Source organism: Sulfurivirga sp. (genome assembly GCF_015490265.1).
GTDB lineage: Bacteria > Pseudomonadota > Gammaproteobacteria > Thiomicrospirales > Thiomicrospiraceae > Sulfurivirga.
This window is the reverse complement of record NZ_WFYD01000062.1, coordinates 34670-48914: the sequence shown is the minus strand read 5'-3', so window position 1 is coordinate 48914 and position 14245 is coordinate 34670. Positions and strand designations below refer to the sequence as shown.

The 14245-nt window shown below is 63.2% G+C and carries 19 protein-coding genes; 14 read left to right on the top strand and 5 right to left on the bottom strand.

The features are described 5' to 3' along the window. Positions 1-45 precede the first annotated feature (45 nt). The 3 genes from F8K16_RS04405 to F8K16_RS04395 are packed head-to-tail and all read left to right on the top strand — an operon-like array spanning position 46 to position 1199. Positions 46-573 carry a DedA family protein gene (locus tag F8K16_RS04405; protein ID WP_294947475.1) on the top strand — a complete coding sequence of 176 codons (528 nt, stop codon included), beginning with the start codon at positions 46-48 and terminating at the stop codon, positions 571-573. A 37-nt stretch (positions 574-610) separates the two neighbouring features. Then, on the top strand, positions 611-895 hold the full coding sequence (locus F8K16_RS04400; RefSeq protein WP_294947472.1) for a BrnT family toxin: 285 nt from the start codon (positions 611-613) through the stop codon (positions 893-895). Further along, entirely contained in the window at positions 867-1199 is a 333-nt protein-coding gene (locus F8K16_RS04395; protein ID WP_294947469.1) for a helix-turn-helix domain-containing protein, read from the top strand. Before F8K16_RS04400 ends, F8K16_RS04395 begins: the two co-directional genes overlap by 29 nt. Positions 1200-1258: 59 nt before the next feature. On the opposite strand, the gene ilvC is transcribed toward F8K16_RS04395, so the two are convergent. From ilvC to orn, 4 genes are read right to left on the bottom strand one after another with little or no spacing between them, the layout of a single operon-like run. Further along, on the bottom strand, positions 1259-2275 hold the full coding sequence (gene ilvC, locus F8K16_RS04390) for a ketol-acid reductoisomerase (protein ID WP_294947537.1): 1017 nt from the start codon (positions 2273-2275) through the stop codon (positions 1259-1261). A 33-nt stretch (positions 2276-2308) separates the two neighbouring features. Further along, positions 2309-2800, bottom strand: coding sequence for an acetolactate synthase small subunit (gene ilvN / locus F8K16_RS04385; RefSeq protein WP_294947466.1), 492 nt, complete (start codon positions 2798-2800; stop codon positions 2309-2311). 13 nt (positions 2801-2813) lie between these two features. Next, on the bottom strand, positions 2814-4520 hold the full coding sequence (locus F8K16_RS04380) for an acetolactate synthase 3 large subunit (RefSeq protein ID WP_294947463.1): 1707 nt from the start codon (positions 4518-4520) through the stop codon (positions 2814-2816). A 60-nt stretch (positions 4521-4580) separates the two neighbouring features. Further along, the gene (gene orn / locus F8K16_RS04375; RefSeq protein WP_294947460.1) at positions 4581-5150 is read right to left on the bottom strand and encodes an oligoribonuclease; all 570 of its coding nucleotides are present in this window, start codon (positions 5148-5150) and stop codon (positions 4581-4583) included. Positions 5151-5203: 53 nt separating this feature from the next. Between orn and F8K16_RS04370 the strand changes: the two genes are divergently transcribed. Genes F8K16_RS04370 through F8K16_RS04350 form a run of 5 tightly spaced genes read left to right on the top strand, consistent with a single transcriptional unit; the run spans position 5204 to position 9762 of the window. Beyond that, positions 5204-6454 carry a M48 family metallopeptidase gene (locus F8K16_RS04370; RefSeq protein WP_294947458.1) on the top strand — a complete coding sequence of 417 codons (1251 nt, stop codon included), beginning with the start codon at positions 5204-5206 and terminating at the stop codon, positions 6452-6454. Then, the gene (locus tag F8K16_RS04365; protein ID WP_294947456.1) at positions 6447-6803 is read left to right on the top strand and encodes a 4a-hydroxytetrahydrobiopterin dehydratase; all 357 of its coding nucleotides are present in this window, start codon (positions 6447-6449) and stop codon (positions 6801-6803) included. The genes F8K16_RS04370 and F8K16_RS04365 overlap by 8 nt, the downstream gene beginning before the upstream one ends. Then, positions 6800-8227 carry a YdiU family protein gene (locus F8K16_RS04360; protein ID WP_294947453.1) on the top strand — a complete coding sequence of 476 codons (1428 nt, stop codon included), beginning with the start codon at positions 6800-6802 and terminating at the stop codon, positions 8225-8227. The genes F8K16_RS04365 and F8K16_RS04360 overlap by 4 nt, the downstream gene beginning before the upstream one ends. A 5-nt stretch (positions 8228-8232) precedes the next feature. Next, positions 8233-9222 carry a ribosome small subunit-dependent GTPase A gene (rsgA, locus tag F8K16_RS04355; protein ID WP_294947451.1) on the top strand — a complete coding sequence of 330 codons (990 nt, stop codon included), beginning with the start codon at positions 8233-8235 and terminating at the stop codon, positions 9220-9222. 21 nt (positions 9223-9243) lie between these two features. Beyond that, positions 9244-9762 (top strand): cytochrome b/b6 domain-containing protein, encoded by a 519-nt coding sequence (locus tag F8K16_RS04350; protein WP_294947448.1) that lies wholly within the window; start codon positions 9244-9246, stop codon positions 9760-9762. A gap of 298 nt (positions 9763-10060) precedes the next feature. On the opposite strand, the gene F8K16_RS04345 is transcribed toward F8K16_RS04350, so the two are convergent. Next, positions 10061-10240 (bottom strand): hypothetical protein, encoded by a 180-nt coding sequence (locus F8K16_RS04345; protein WP_294947445.1) that lies wholly within the window; start codon positions 10238-10240, stop codon positions 10061-10063. 102 nt (positions 10241-10342) lie between these two features. Between F8K16_RS04345 and F8K16_RS04340 the strand changes: the two genes are divergently transcribed. From F8K16_RS04340 to F8K16_RS04315, 6 genes are all read left to right on the top strand, one after another. After that, positions 10343-10927 carry a YeeE/YedE thiosulfate transporter family protein gene (locus F8K16_RS04340; RefSeq protein WP_294947441.1) on the top strand — a complete coding sequence of 195 codons (585 nt, stop codon included), beginning with the start codon at positions 10343-10345 and terminating at the stop codon, positions 10925-10927. A gap of 1 nt (position 10928) precedes the next feature. Next, positions 10929-11507 carry a YeeE/YedE thiosulfate transporter family protein gene (locus F8K16_RS04335; protein WP_294947438.1) on the top strand — a complete coding sequence of 193 codons (579 nt, stop codon included), beginning with the start codon at positions 10929-10931 and terminating at the stop codon, positions 11505-11507. 166 nt (positions 11508-11673) lie between these two features. Beyond that, positions 11674-11988, top strand: a complete 315-nt coding sequence (locus F8K16_RS04330) for a cytochrome c (RefSeq protein WP_294947435.1) — start codon at positions 11674-11676, stop codon at positions 11986-11988. 164 nt (positions 11989-12152) lie between these two features. Further along, positions 12153-12452 (top strand): cytochrome c, encoded by a 300-nt coding sequence (locus tag F8K16_RS04325; RefSeq protein WP_294947432.1) that lies wholly within the window; start codon positions 12153-12155, stop codon positions 12450-12452. Positions 12453-12532: 80 nt separating this feature from the next. After that, positions 12533-13999 carry an EAL domain-containing protein gene (locus F8K16_RS04320; protein ID WP_294947429.1) on the top strand — a complete coding sequence of 489 codons (1467 nt, stop codon included), beginning with the start codon at positions 12533-12535 and terminating at the stop codon, positions 13997-13999. Beyond that, positions 13963-14244, top strand: coding sequence for an EAL domain-containing protein (locus F8K16_RS04315; RefSeq protein ID WP_367122707.1), 282 nt, complete (start codon positions 13963-13965; stop codon positions 14242-14244). The genes F8K16_RS04320 and F8K16_RS04315 overlap by 37 nt, the downstream gene beginning before the upstream one ends. Position 14245: the final 1 nt, after the last annotated feature.

Here is a 14245-nt window from a genome sequence, read left to right as displayed (position 1 = left end):
CCCGGCGCGGCAGACCGGCACTCGGCAAAATCAGAGGAGACCCCGTTGGAATTCGACTGGATTGGCTGGCTCAACGCCCACCACGGCTCAAGCTTCTATATGGCACTGGCCGTGGTGGTGGCGGTGGAAAACCTGCCTGTGATCGGCACGCTCATTCTGGTGCAGCCGCTGCTGGCCTTTCTCGGCTACAGCGCCCACCAGAGTCAGCTCTCCTTCATCGGCGTCTGGCTGAGCGCGGCCGCAGGCTCGGCACTGGCCGACCAGATCGGCTACCTGCTCGGCCGGCAGATCGGCACGCCGGCAAGAAGCTGGCTGCAACGCCGCCTCCACCTGCGCGACGAAAGCGTGGACGCCCTGCAGCACCAGCTGCACCGCTATCTGGCGCTGGCGCTGCTGGTGGCCAAGTTCAACCCGGTCAGCCGCACCGCCGCCCCTCCCATGGCCGGCATCAGCGGCATCCGCTGGGCGCCCTTCGCGCTGCGCAGCCTTGTCGCCTCCCTCCTCTGGGCCGGCTTCTGGGTGGGTGCCGGATACACGCTTACTCATGGCTGGCTGAACTGGCTGCATGCATGAACATGGTTCAGAGGCCTACACATGCTATACTCACTCCATGGAATTCGAGTGGGACGAGGAAAAAAGCGAACGCTGTTTTCGGGAACGGGGCTTTGACTTCCTTTACGCAGCCCGCATCTTCTTTGATCCCAACCGTGTAGAAGAACCGGATGCTCGATACGAATATGGCGAGCAGCGGTTTCGGGTGTATGGCTGCATCGAAGGACGCCTGTTCGTTGTGGTCTACACACCCCGTGGTCAGGCCATTCGGATTATCTCAGCCCGCAAAGCCAACAGACGGGAGGTTCGAAAATATGGGAAAGACTGTTCGCATCAGACTTGAAGGTCATCAGCCCGTAGGGCGCATCGATTCCGAGCGGGTGGACGCCACCAGTGAAATCGATATTGCCCGCCAGATGGCAGAAGACGAGCGGGCCGCACGTGAAGATGCAGCCCGCTACGCCCGTCATGTTCGCCACAAGCTGGGCCTCAGCCAGCAGGCCTTTGCGCGTTGCATCCATGTTTCCGTGGAAACCGTGCGCAACTGGGAGCAGGGCAAACGCAGCCCGACCGGAGCAGCGCAGGCACTGTTGCGCGTGCTGGACCGGGCCCCACAAGCCGCACTGGAAGCATTGAAAGGCTCCTGACCTTCAAACGAAAAAACCCGGCGCGCGGCCGGGTTTTCTGTCTCGGGAACCGGAAAGGATCAGTTCTTTTCCTTGTCCACGATCTTGTTGGCGGTGATCCACGGCATCATGGCACGCAGGCGGGCACCCACCTTCTCGATCTCGTGCTCTTCATTGATGCGGCGCATGGCGGTCATCTCCGGATAGCCGGTCTGGCCTTCCAGAATGAACTGCTTGGCGTACTTGCCTTCCTGAATGTTCTTCAGCGCCTCGCGCATGGCCTTGCGGGACTCCTCGTTGATCACCTTCGGGCCGGTGACATACTCGCCATACTCCGCGTTGTTGGAGATGGAGTAGTTCATGTTGGCGATGCCGCCCTCGTACATCAGATCAACGATCAGCTTGAGCTCGTGCAGACACTCGAAGTAGGCCATCTCGGCGGGGTAGCCCGCCTCCACCAGCGTTTCGAAGCCGGCCTTGACCAGCTCCACGCAGCCGCCACACAGCACCGCCTGCTCGCCGAACAGGTCGGTTTCGGTCTCATCCTTGAAGGTGGTCTCAATGATGCCGGTGCGGCCGCCCCCGATGGCGGAGGCGTAGGACAGCGCCACCTGCTTGGCCTTGCCGGAGGCGTCCTGATGCACGGCGATCAGGTCGGGAATGCCGCCGCCCTTGACGAACTCGGAACGCACGGTGTGGCCCGGCGCCTTGGGCGCGATCATGATCACGTCCAGATCCTTGCGCGGCACGATCTGGTTGTAGAGGATGGAGAAACCATGGGCGAAGGCCAGGGTGCCGCCCACTTTCAGGTGCGGCTCGATCTCCTTCTTATACAGCTCCGCCTGGAACTCGTCCGGTGTCAGGATCATCACCAGATCCGCCTGAGCCACCGCCTTGGCCACGGGCATGACGGTCAGGCCGGCCTGCTCGGCCTTGCGCCAGGAACCGGAGCCCTCACGCAGGCCCACAACCACGTCCACACCGGAGTCGGACAGGTTCAGCGCGTGGGCGTGACCCTGGGAGCCGAAACCGATGACGGCCACCTTCATGCCGCGGATGATGGACAGGTCGCAGTCCTTGTCGTAATAGATGTTCAGTTGCTTGCTTTCGCTCATGGTCTTTCCTCTCAATCAAACGTGTAGAAACTTGTCGCCGTGCTGCACGCCCACCGCGCCGGAGCGCACCGTCTCCAGAATGTAGTCGGGATGCACGTTTTCCAGCAGGCGGTCCAGCGTGCTGCTGTCGCCCAGCAGCTGCAGGGTGTAGGTGGTCGGCGTCACATCGACAATCTTCGCATCAAAGATGTCGGCCAGCCGCTTGAACTCCTCCCGCTGCGGCCCCACGGCACGCAACTTGACCAGCATCACCTCCACCGTGTAGTGGGCGCCCTCGGTCAGGTCCACCACCTTGACCACATCGATCAGCTTGTTGAGCTGCTTGATAATCTGCTCGATCTGCCGCGCGTTGCCGATGGTGGTCAGCGTCATGCGCGACAGGGTCGGGTCTTCGGTGGGCGCCACGGTCAGCGCCTGAATGTTGTAGCCGCGCGCGGAGAACAGCCCGGCCACCCGGGACAGGGCGCCGGCTTCGTTTTCCAGCAGAATTGAAATGACATGCTTCATGCGGACGCCCTCCTCACACCAGAATCATCTCGTCCTGGCCCGCACCGGCCGGGATCATGGGATAGACGTTCTCCGCCTTCTCCACCTGAATGTCGATGAACACCAGCCGGTCCTTCATGGCAAAGGCCTCCGCCAGCTTCGACTCCAGCTCCTCCGGCTTCTCGATGCGCACGCCCACGTGGCCGTAGGCCTCCGCCAGCGCCACGAAGTCCGGCAGGGAGTCCATGTAGGACATGGAGTAGCGCCGCTCGTAGAACAGCTCCTGCCACTGGCGGACCATGCCGAGGAAGCCGTTGTTCAGGTTGACGATCTTCACCGGGAAGCCGTACTGCAGGCAGGTGGACAGCTCCTGAATGTTCATCTGGATGGAGCCCTCGCCGGTGATGCACACCACCGTCTCGTCCGGATGCGCCAGCGCCACGCCCATGGCCGCGGGCAGACCGAAGCCCATGGTGCCCAGACCGCCGGAGTTGATCCAGCGGCGCGGCTTGTCGAAGCGATAGTACTGCGCCGCGTACATCTGGTGCTGGCCCACATCCGAGGTGACGAAGGCGTCGCCGTTGGTCACCTTCCACACGGCCTCCACCGCCGCCTGCGGCTTGATCTGGCCGACGGACGGGCCGTATTTGAGGCAGTCCACCGCGCGCCACTGTTCGATCTGATCCCACCAGGCCTTCAGCTTTTCCTCGTCCGGCGCAACCCCCTTCTCCAGCTGGCGGTCCAGCAGGTGGTTCATGTCCTCCAGTACGCTTCTGACCGACCCCACGATGGGAATGTCCACCTGCACGTTCTTGGAGATGGACGCAGGATCGATGTCCACGTGAATGATCTTCGCATTGGGGCAGAAACGCTCGATGTTGCCGGTGACCCGGTCGTCGAAGCGCGCGCCGATGGCGATCAGCGTGTCGGCATGGTGCATGGCCAGGTTGGCCTCATAGGTGCCGTGCATGCCCAGCATGCCGAGCCACTGCCGGTCGGACGCCGGATAGGCGCCCAGCGCCATCAGCGTGGTGGTGACCGGGTAGCCCAGCTTGCGCGCCAGCGCCGTCAGCTGCTCGGAGGCGTCGTCCAGCACCACGCCGCCGCCCACGTAGAAGATGGGGCGCTCCGCCTCCAGCATCATGTCCACGGCACGGCGGATCTGGCCGCTGTGCCCCTTGGTCACCGGCTGGTAGGAGCGCAGTTTCACTTCCTGGGGATATTCGTAGTCGCTTGTGGCGGTCTGCACATCCTTCGGAATGTCCACGACCACCGGACCCGGTCGGCCCGTGGTGGCGATGTGGAACGCCTTTTTGAGCGTCATCGCCAGGTCGTTGACATCCTTGACCAAGAAGTTGTGTTTGACGATGGGCCGGGTCACGCCAACCGTATCCACCTCCTGAAAGGCGTCCAGACCGATCATGCCCGTGGGCACCTGACCGGTGAGCACAACCAGGGGAATGGAGTCCATGTAGGCGGTGGCGATGCCGGTCACGGCGTTGGTTGCGCCGGGACCAGAGGTGACCAGGACCACACCGGGCTTGCCTGTAGAGCGCGCGTAGCCGTCTGCTGCGTGCACGGCCGCCTGCTCGTGACGCACCAGAATGTGCTGGAGCTTTTCGGCGTCCGTGTCCAGGGCATCGTAGATGGGCAGCACGGCGCCGCCCGGATACCCCCAGATGTGCTCTACGCCCTCGTCTTCAAGAAACTTGATGACGATCTGGGCCCCTGTCAATTCCACAACTTCGTCCTCCAAAGTGTTGGTTAAAAATGGAAAAGAACGAAATATTATAACAATCTATCACTCACCCGCACCGCGATATTCCGGCGCAAACAGGTGGCGGCGATAGTGACGCAGTTCACAGATGGAATCCTTGATGTCCTCCAGCGCCAGATGGATGTCGCGCTTGCAGTCCCCGGCGCTGTCCAGCACGGCGGGCGCCCAGCGGCGGGCCAGCTCCTTGAGGGTGCTCACATCCAGATTGCGGTAGTGGAAGAAGGCCTCCAGCTCTGGCATCTGGCGGGCGAGGAAGCGGCGGTCCTGACAAATGCTGTTGCCGCACATGGGGGATTTGCCCGGGTTCACCCACTGGCTGAGAAAGTCCAGCGTGGCCCGCTCCGCCTCCTCCATGGGCACCCCCTCGCTGCGGATGCGATCCAGCAGGCCGGAGGCGCCGTGATGCGTCCTGTTCCAGTCGTCCATGGCCGCCAGCACCGCCTCGTCGGTGGCGACAGCCAGCACCGGCCCTTCGGCCAGCACATTCAGTTCGCTGTCGGTTACCAGAGTGGCGATCTCGATGATGGTGTCCCGCTGCGGGTCCAGCCCGGTCATCTCCAGATCGATCCAGATGAGATTGTTGTCCTTGTCCATGGTCGCGCTCCCGTAAAATAACCTGCCTATTATCGCAACAGGCGAACACCGAAATGAACTGGATCTCCACCCTTTTCGTCACCGCGCTGGCGGCCCAGCTGGCCATCGAACTGCTGCTCAACATCCGCCAGCTGCTGGCGGTGGCCCTCAACCGCGACAGGGTGCCGCCGGCCTTTGCCGACACCGTCAGCCTTGCAGACCATCAGAAGGCGGCCGACTACACCCGTGCCCGGCTGCAGCTGGAACGCTACCGGCTCTTCTTCGACACGGCACTGCTGTATGTGATGACTCTGGGCGGCGGCTTCAACGACCTCTACGCCGCCTGGCAGCAGGTGGATCTGCCGCCGCTGTGGCGGGACACCCTGTTCGTGCTCGGCACCCTGTGGTTCCTGAGCCTGCTGCACCTGCCGTTTCAGATTCTGCGCACCTTCAGGGTGGAGGCGGAATTCGGCTTCAACCGCACCACGCCAAAGCAGTTCGTCATCGACCTGATCAAGGGCTGGCTGCTGGGGGCGGTACTGGGCGTGCCGCTGGTCTATGCGCTGCTGTGGCTGATGGCCCGGCTGATGGATGCCCAGTGGTGGCTGTGGGCCTGGCTGCTGTGGATGGGCGTGCAATTCGCCCTGCTGTGGGCCTTCCCCAGGTGGATCGCACCGCTGTTCAACACATTCACCCCGCTTGAGGATGCCTCGCTGCGCCAGCGCATCGAGACGCTGCTGGAGAAGACCGGCTTTGCCTCGGACGGCATCTTCGTCATGGACGGCTCGCGCCGCTCCAGTCATGGCAATGCCTATTTCACCGGCACGGGTCGGCACAAGCGCATCGTCTTCTTCGACACCCTGCTGGAAAAACTGGCACCGGAGGAGATCGAAGCCGTCCTGGCCCACGAGCTGGGCCATTTCAGACACGGGCATGTGAAAAAGCGCCTGCTGCTGTCTGGGCTGATCAGCCTGGCCGGTTTCTGGCTGCTCAACACCCTGATGCAGCGACCCGAGTTCTACACCGGTCTCGGCACCGAATACCAGACGCCGGGCATGGCGCTGCTGCTGTTTGTCACCGCCGTGCCCGTGTTCTTCTTCTGGCTGGGCCCGCTGATGGCGTGGCTCAGCCGCAGACATGAGTTCGAGGCGGACGCCTTCGCGGTGGAAACCGTGGGTGCCGATCCCATGATCCGCGCCCTGCTCAAGCTCTATCGGGACAACGCCGCCACCCTGACGCCGGACCCGTGGTATTCCGCCTGGCATGACAGCCATCCGCCGGCGCCGATACGCATTCAACATCTGGAGGGCCTGAAACATGACTGACACCGCAGAACCGATCAAGATCCTGCTGGAAGAACGCTGCGAGTACATTCCCAAGGGCAGCAAGCCGCTGATCATCCCCACCATCGAGAGCTATCTGTCCCAGCTGCCAGGGTGGGAGGTGAGTCTGGACTACAAGACGATCAGCAAGACCTTCTCCTTCAAGAACTACTATCAGGTCATGGCCTTCATCAACGCCGTGGCGTGGCTGGCGCACCGAGAGGATCACCATCCGGAAATCTGCTTCGGCTACAACGAGGCGCGCATCACCCTCACCACCCATGCCGCCAAGGGCATCACCCTCAACGACCTGATTCTGGCCGCCAAGATCGACCAGCTGCTGGCTGAATGAACTGGCCGCTGGAATACGGCTACACCACCCTGCCACAACCGCTGTGGGTACGCATCGACCCGGTGCCGGTGCGTGCCCCGCACCTGATGCTCTTCAATGACCGGCTCGCCGATGCGCTGGGCCTGACCCCGTGGCTGGCCGACATCGACAGGGCCGAAGTCTTTTCCGGCAACCGCCTGCCACCGGGCGCCCGCCCCTTCGCGCAGGCCTATGCGGGCCATCAGTTCGGCCACTTCAACCTGCTGGGCGACGGCCGCGCCGTGGTGCTGGGCGAGTGGCGCGACCCTGACGGCCGTCTGTGGGACATTCAGTTCAAGGGCAGCGGACGCACGCCCTTCTCCCGCCAAGGCGACGGGCGCGCGGCGCTTGGCCCCATGCTGCGGGAATATGTCATCAGCGAGGCGATGCACGCGCTGGGCATTCCTACCACCCGCTCGCTGGCGGTGGTCGCCACAGGTGAAACGGTATGGCGGGAGCGCCCCCTGCCCGGCGCCGTGCTGACACGGGTGGCGGCCAGCCACATCCGCGTGGGCACTTTCGAGCTGGCGGCCCGCCTGAGCGCTGATACGGTGCGTGCCCTGGCCGACTACGCCATCGACCGCCACTATCCCGCCTGCCGGGAAGCGGACACCCCCTATCTGGCGCTGCTGGAAAGCGTCATTGCCCGGCAGGCCGGGCTGATCAGCCGCTGGCTGCAGGTGGGTTTCATCCACGGGGTGATGAACACGGACAACATGAGCATCGCCGGTGAGACCATCGACTACGGCCCCTGCGCCTTCATGGACACCTATCATCCGGACACGGTGTTCAGCAGCATCGACACCGGCGGACGCTACGCCTTCGCCAACCAGCCCACCATGGGAGCGTGGAACCTGACCCGTCTGGCCGAAACCCTGCTGCCGCTGCTGGATACGGACGCCGACCGTGCGCGCACGCTGGCGCAGACGGCGCTGGAAAGCTTCGGCCCGCAACTGGAAAAGCACTGGCTGGCGGGCATGGCGGATAAGCTGGCCCTGCCCGAACCGGACCGCGCGCTCATCTACGACCTGCTGACACTGATGGCGGAAACGGAACAGGACTACACCCTCACCTTCCGCCGGCTGGCGGCCTGGCTGCGGGGCGATCCCTCTCACGGCCTGCCGGACGACGCCCGCTGGCAGGCGTGGCTGCGACGCTGGCGCACCCAGCTGGCACGGCCGCCCGAGCAGGCCGCCGCAGACATGGACAAGGCCAACCCCGCGGTGATTCCCCGCAACCATCAGGTGCAGCGAGCGCTGGATGCGGCGGAGGCGGGCGATCTTGCCCCGCTGCACACCCTGCTGGATGCAGTGCGACAGCCTTTCTGCGACAATGCGTCCACACGACCGTTCATGGCGCCGCCAAAGCCCCATGAGCGCATCACACAGACTTTCTGCGGGACCTGAAACCCATGGGCAAGCACACGCGCCGCAAACTCAACCGCCAGCAGCAGCGCCGGGTGGAAAAGCGCCGCAACGCCGAGGCGCTGACACCGGAGGAACGCGCCAGCGCCTGCAACGGCGTGGTCATCACCAACTTCGGCAAGCGGGTGCTGGTGGAGGACGAACAGGGAGAACACCACAACTGCGCCATCCGCCAGAACCTGGGCAAGCTGGTGGCTGGCGATCGGGTGCTGTGGACGGAAACCGGCGTGCCAGGCGAAGGCGTGGTCATCGCGCTGGAACCGCGCGAGAGCCTGCTGGCCCGTCCCGGCTTCCGCGGGCAGGACCGCATGATCGCCGCCAACATCGATCGCATCGGCATCGTGGCGCCGCTGGACCCGGGCGTGCATCCGGACATGATCGACCGCTATCTGGTGGCCTGCTGCCAGCAAGGCTTCGAGCCACTTCTGATCATCAACAAGACCGACCTGATCGAAAGCGAAGAGGAATGGGAAGCGCTGGCGGAAACGCTCTTGGCCTATGACGAGCTGGAGCTGCCCATCCTGCCCGTCTCGGCGGTAGATGGCAGCGGCCTGGACGACCTGCGCGACGCGCTCAAAGGGCATACCGTGGTGTTCGTAGGTCCTTCCGGCGCCGGCAAGTCGTCGCTGATCAAGGCACTCATTCCCGACCTGGACATCCGCATCGGCGCCCTGTCCGAGGCCACGGGACTGGGCAGGCACACCACCACCAACAGCGTGCTGTATCATCTGCCGGAAGGCGGCGATCTGATCGATTCGCCCGGCGTGCGCCTGTTCAGCCCGGAGAGGCCGGAAAACCTCAAGGCGCTGGAAGCCTGCTTCCCGGACATTCACGAGGTGGCGCGAGGCTGCCGCTTCAATGACTGCACCCACACCGACGAGCCCGGCTGCGCCGTGCTGGCCGCCGTGGCCGACGGTGAGATCGCCTTCAGCCGCTATCACAGCTTCCAGCGGCTGCGGGAAGAATTCGACCTTTAACCATCAGAGGAGACGACAACCATGCAACTGTGGAACACCACCGAACGCTACGGTCTGGTCAGCAAACTGCTGCACTGGGGCATCGCCGCACTGTTTTTCGTGCAGTTCGTCATTGGCGACCTCATGGACGACGATGATCCCTCACAGCTGGGCCTGCACACCAGCCTCGGCATCCTGCTGGCGCTGCTGGTGCTGATCCGCATTCCCGTCAGCAAGCTGCAGACCCAGCCTGTCTATCCGCCCCACATGGGTCCGTGGGAATGCCGGCTGGCCGACCTGATGAAGATAGCGCTCAATCTGGGCGTGCTGCTGGTGGCCGCCTTCGGCTATCTGGCCATCACCACCAAGGGCGAGGCGCCCCTGTTCTTCGGTGTAGCCATGCCGATGCTCATCGGCGAGAACGAAATGCTGCACGAATTTTTCAAGGAAGGCCATGAGCTGCTGGCCTGGCTGCTGCTGATGCTGGTGGGCGTGCATGTGGCCGCCGCCCTCAAGCACCACTTCATCGACGGCGACGACGTGCTCAGACGCATGCGCTGAAGCCCCCTGAAGCGGGAGTTGCCCGTTTCACCACCGGGGCACACCACGCCGCACAGGGTCACCAGCAGGCCGCGCCGCCCCCTTTCTGGCCGGAAAGCTCGTCTGGCCAATGGGGTCTCCCCTGATTTTGCGCAGCGGCGCGCGGACGCGCCGAAAAAATGCGCGAAAAACCCACACTCATGCCGTAAAAGGCGGGTCGGGACGGGGTCTCCCCCATTTTTGCCGGACGGCCGCAGCACGCGACCGGACATGTCACGAAAAACCCCGCAGAAAAGCTGTTCTGCGGGGGTTTTTGCGTTCAGGCGCCGGAAAGCAGCAGCGAAAAGCCGTAGAGCACCGCCACGGAGGCCAGTGTCACCGCCAGCCAGAACAGAAACAGCTTCAACAGCGCCACCGTGCGCCCCAGCAACCGCAACACCAGAAAGCTCAGCGCCGTCATGGCGATGACAAACAGCCAGAAGCGGATGATGATCAGCATGACTTATTCCTCCCCATAAAGTGATTATTATTCTCTTATCTTCAGCATGTTAGAATTTTTTCGGCCCTGAAAATCCAACCCCCTGCAAACGGAGGAACCGTCATGTATCCAAAAGGTGAATGGAACTGGCTCAAGGGGGGGCTGGCCATGGCCGCCGTGGCCATCGCCGCCTTCCTGCTGGTCAAGCCCATCGGCGTCTCCACCCAGTTCGCCGTGCTCGACACCATGATCTGGAAGGCTATTGATCCCGACATCTACACCGTCGAGGAGAAGAACGGCAGGCAGGTCTATCACTCCCCCAACCCCTACATCAACAAATCCCACGGCGCCTATGCGAAGGCGGCTGACAATCCGGTCAACTACGGCTTCATCTTCGTGCTGGCCATGATCGGCGGCGCCTTCCTCTCCGTGCTCACCGGCGGCCCGAAGCCGGAAGGCAAGGACAAGATGGCGCCGGAAGGCTTCCGCCGCTATTTCGGCGACCGGCCGCTGCTGCGCTACGCCATGGCGTTCGTCGGCGGCGTGCTGACCCTCTACGGCGCCCGTCTGGCCGGCGGCTGCACCTCCGGCCACATGATCAGCGGCATCTCGCAGACGGCGGTCTCCAGCCTGCTGTTCGCCGCTGGCGTGTTCGCCACCGCCATTCCGCTGGCCATTCTCATCTACCGCAAGCGTGGAGGACAGTGACATGGAAATCCTGCTGGCCATCATTCTCGGCGGCGCCTTCGGCTTCGTGCTGCACCGCATCGGCGCCACCAACCCGACCCGTCTGATCGACATGCTGCGCCTTTCGGACCTGAAGCTGGAGAAGATCATCCTCTTCTCCATCGGTCTGACCATGATCGCCATCTTCACCATCAACACCGTGGCGCCCGGTGCGGTGCACTTCAGCATCCGCGCCGCCTACTGGGGCACCTTCGTCGGCGGACTGATCTTCGGTGTGGGCTTCGCCCTGGCAGCCCTGTGCCCGGGCACCGGCGTGGCGGCGCTGGGCGAAGGCCGTCTGGACGCGGTGGTCTATGTCATCGGCGGCCTGGTGGGCACCTTCCTGATCGCCCTCAGCTGGGGCTGGCTCACCTCCACCCCGCTGTTCCAGCTGGTCAGCGATCTGGGCCCGAAGGTGACGCTGGCCGACGGTGTGGTGCGTCACGGCCATGTGATGCCGGCCATCTTCGATTCCGTGCCGGGCATCGTGGTGGCGCTGGTATTCGGCGGCGCGCTGATCGCGCTGGCGTTCATCCTGCCGCAGAAGCTGCGCGAGAAGTAATTGCAAACGGTGCGGGCATGGCAGATAATGTGCCGAATGATGTCAACGGGCAACCGGCGATATCTCAAGACTTCTGTCATGCTTGACGTCTTCCAAAACGGCGACAGGCACCGATAATAGAAATCGAGCGCACAGCGCACGTTTTCAAACACAAAGGAGAGATCCTATGAAAAAGATGATCATCGCTCTGGCAACTGCTGGTCTGGTTTCCTTCGGCGCGTCTGCTTTCGCAGGCGGCAACGCTGACGCCGGCAAGGCTACCTACGGTTCCACCTGCGTTGGCTGCCACGGCGCCAACGGTGAAGGCGGTGTCGGTCCCAAGCTGGCCGGTCAGTCCGCTGCTGACATCGCTGCCAAGCTGCACAAGTACAAGGCTGGCGAACAGGTGGGCCCCATGACTTCCATGATGGCGCCCATGGCGCAGGGCCTGTCCGATCAGGACATCGAAAACATCGCTGCCTACATCGCCACCCTGAAGTAATTCAGCACGGCGATTCAGTGATGGAAAAACCGCCTTCGGGCGGTTTTTCCATTTTGGAGCACTCGAACCCCCTGCTTATGCGGCCATCACCTTTCTGCATGGCCGGATGCGCCGCCTTTGGCTAAAATGTGAGCCATCTTCATGAAACCGACAGGAGTCTCACCATGAAAATGCGTATTGCTGCACTGGCGCTGGGCGCCGCTCTGATCTCAACCGCCGCTCTGGCTGCCGACATGCCGGCCAAGGCACAGGCCTGCATCGGCTGTCATGGCGCAGACGGCAACAGCACCTCTCCCATCTTTCCCAAACTGGCCGGTCAGCATGCCCAGTATCTGGAAAACGCACTCAAGGCCTATCGTGACGGCTTCCGCCGCAACGACATGATGAACCGCTTCGCCAAGGGACTGAGCGACGAAGACATCAAGGCCATCGCCCAGTATTTCTCCAGCCAGAAGGCCAAGTAAGCTTTCCTGCCATCGAGCGGGTGCGGCGCGTCCGCCCCTGCGCCTTCCTTCCGTCCGTCCATGTGGGTTAAACTCACCCCATGGACAGGAACATCCCTGCAATTTCGCCCGAAGCCTGTCTCGACCTTTTCAAGCTGGCCGAGGAAGTGGCTCATGTGGGCTACTGGATGTGGGACATCGCCTCCGGGGAGGTGGTCTGGAGCAAGACCAAAATCCGCATCTACGGCGAGAACATCGCTACCTTCAAACCCTCGTTCGAGGCTTTTCTGGCCGTGCTGGACGAGCCCACACGCCAGCGAGTCATGGCGGAAATCGACGCCGTGCTCAAGGGCGAGAAACCCTACTACGACCTGCAGCACCGCATCCACCTGCGCAATGGCCGCACTGCCTGGATCCATGAAAAGGGACTGGTGATCCGGGACCGGGACGGTACACCGCTGCGTATGGAAGGCATCGTCTATGACATCACCGACCGCATGCAGCTGATGGAGCTGCTGCGCGACCAGCGCCGGCGGCTCGACTACCTCCAGGCCTACAACCCGGTCAGCGGCCTGCCCGGGAAACGCTCTCTACAGGAGACGCTGGCGCACCTGCTGACCTCAGGCCAGACCTTCTATCTGGCCATGCTGGATCTGGCCGATTTCGGCACCCTCAACAACCGCCATGGCCATCGCTTCGGCGATGCGGTGCTCAAGGCGCTGGGGCAGCGACTCACTGCCGCCTATCCGGATCAGGTGTTTCACTACAATGCGGACGAATTCGCCATCATCCTGCCTGCCGGAGAGTGGTCACTCCACTGTGAACGGCTGCACGCGCTGGTGCGTGAACCGCTGGAAGTGGAGGATCACGTGCTGCACCTGTCAGCCAGCATGGGCTGCAGCCGTGCCCCGCAGGATGCGTACACGCCAGATGGCCTGATCCGCACCGCTCAGACGGCGCTGCGCTATCTCAAACGCAATCATGCCACCCTGCCGGGCACACACTTTCTCGCCTTTGCGCCCTCCATGCTGGAAACCCTCAGCCGCCGGCATCAGCTGGCCGAGGCGTTGCGCAACGATCTGCATGCCCACCCGGAACGTTTCGAAGTGCACTACCAGCCGCAGGTGGAGATGACCTCGGGCCGACCGGTGGGCATGGAAGCGCTGGTGCGCTGGCACCGCCCCGATGAAGGTCTGATCAGTCCCGCCGAGTTCCTTTCCATCGCCCGTGAAGAGGGGCTGATGGCCCAGCTGGACGCACTGGTGCTGGAACAGGCCCTGAATCAGTGGCACTGCTGGCGCCAGCAGCATGGCGCGCTGAACCTGTCGGTCAACTGCGTCATCAGCGATCTTGAGAATCCGCGGCTGTTCGAGCGGTTGCGGGAGGCCGCCGGTGAACCGGGCTTCACGCTGGAGCTGACCGAAGCGGAAATTCTCAAGTGCGATGAGGCCGAGCTGACCAGACTGGCCGAGTTGCGTGGCCTGGGGGCGAAGATCTCCATTGACGACTTCGCGGCACCGGCTATTCTTCCCTGCGCTACCTGCACAGCCTGCCCATCGACGAGCTGAAGATCGACCGCGCCTTCGTCAGCGGCCTGCCGGACAACCCGCAGGACGCCGATCTGGTGCGCCTGCTGAAGAACATTGTGGACACCTTCCGGCTTGAAAGCGTGGTCGAAGGGGTGGAAAACGCCGAACAGGCGGCCTTCCTCACCGCCCTGGGCTTCCGCCGGGCGCAGGGCTATCTCTACGGGCGCCCCATGGATGTCGAGGCCATGGATGCGTGGCTTGAGCAGGCACCCAGAGGGGACTGAG

Excerpts from the sequence above, each read along its gene's own strand:
- F8K16_RS04400 (WP_294947472.1), top strand. The coding sequence starts at position 611 with ATGGAATTCGAGTGGGACGAGGAAAAAAGCGAACGCTGTTTTCGGGAA.
- F8K16_RS04395 (WP_294947469.1), top strand. The coding sequence starts at position 867 with ATGGGAAAGACTGTTCGCATCAGACTTGAAGGTCATCAGCCCGTAGGG.
- ilvN (WP_294947466.1), bottom strand. The coding sequence starts at position 2,800 with ATGAAGCATGTCATTTCAATTCTGCTGGAAAACGAAGCCGGCGCCCTG.
- orn (WP_294947460.1), bottom strand. The coding sequence starts at position 5,150 with ATGGACAAGGACAACAATCTCATCTGGATCGATCTGGAGATGACCGGG.
- F8K16_RS04370 (WP_294947458.1), top strand. The coding sequence starts at position 5,204 with ATGAACTGGATCTCCACCCTTTTCGTCACCGCGCTGGCGGCCCAGCTG.
- F8K16_RS04365 (WP_294947456.1), top strand. The coding sequence starts at position 6,447 with ATGACTGACACCGCAGAACCGATCAAGATCCTGCTGGAAGAACGCTGC.
- F8K16_RS04360 (WP_294947453.1), top strand. The coding sequence starts at position 6,800 with ATGAACTGGCCGCTGGAATACGGCTACACCACCCTGCCACAACCGCTG.
- rsgA (WP_294947451.1), top strand. The coding sequence starts at position 8,233 with ATGGGCAAGCACACGCGCCGCAAACTCAACCGCCAGCAGCAGCGCCGG.
- F8K16_RS04350 (WP_294947448.1), top strand. The coding sequence starts at position 9,244 with ATGCAACTGTGGAACACCACCGAACGCTACGGTCTGGTCAGCAAACTG.
- F8K16_RS04345 (WP_294947445.1), bottom strand. The coding sequence starts at position 10,240 with ATGCTGATCATCATCCGCTTCTGGCTGTTTGTCATCGCCATGACGGCG.
- F8K16_RS04340 (WP_294947441.1), top strand. The coding sequence starts at position 10,343 with ATGTATCCAAAAGGTGAATGGAACTGGCTCAAGGGGGGGCTGGCCATG.
- F8K16_RS04335 (WP_294947438.1), top strand. The coding sequence starts at position 10,929 with ATGGAAATCCTGCTGGCCATCATTCTCGGCGGCGCCTTCGGCTTCGTG.
- F8K16_RS04330 (WP_294947435.1), top strand. The coding sequence starts at position 11,674 with ATGAAAAAGATGATCATCGCTCTGGCAACTGCTGGTCTGGTTTCCTTC.
- F8K16_RS04325 (WP_294947432.1), top strand. The coding sequence starts at position 12,153 with ATGAAAATGCGTATTGCTGCACTGGCGCTGGGCGCCGCTCTGATCTCA.
- F8K16_RS04320 (WP_294947429.1), top strand. The coding sequence starts at position 12,533 with ATGGACAGGAACATCCCTGCAATTTCGCCCGAAGCCTGTCTCGACCTT.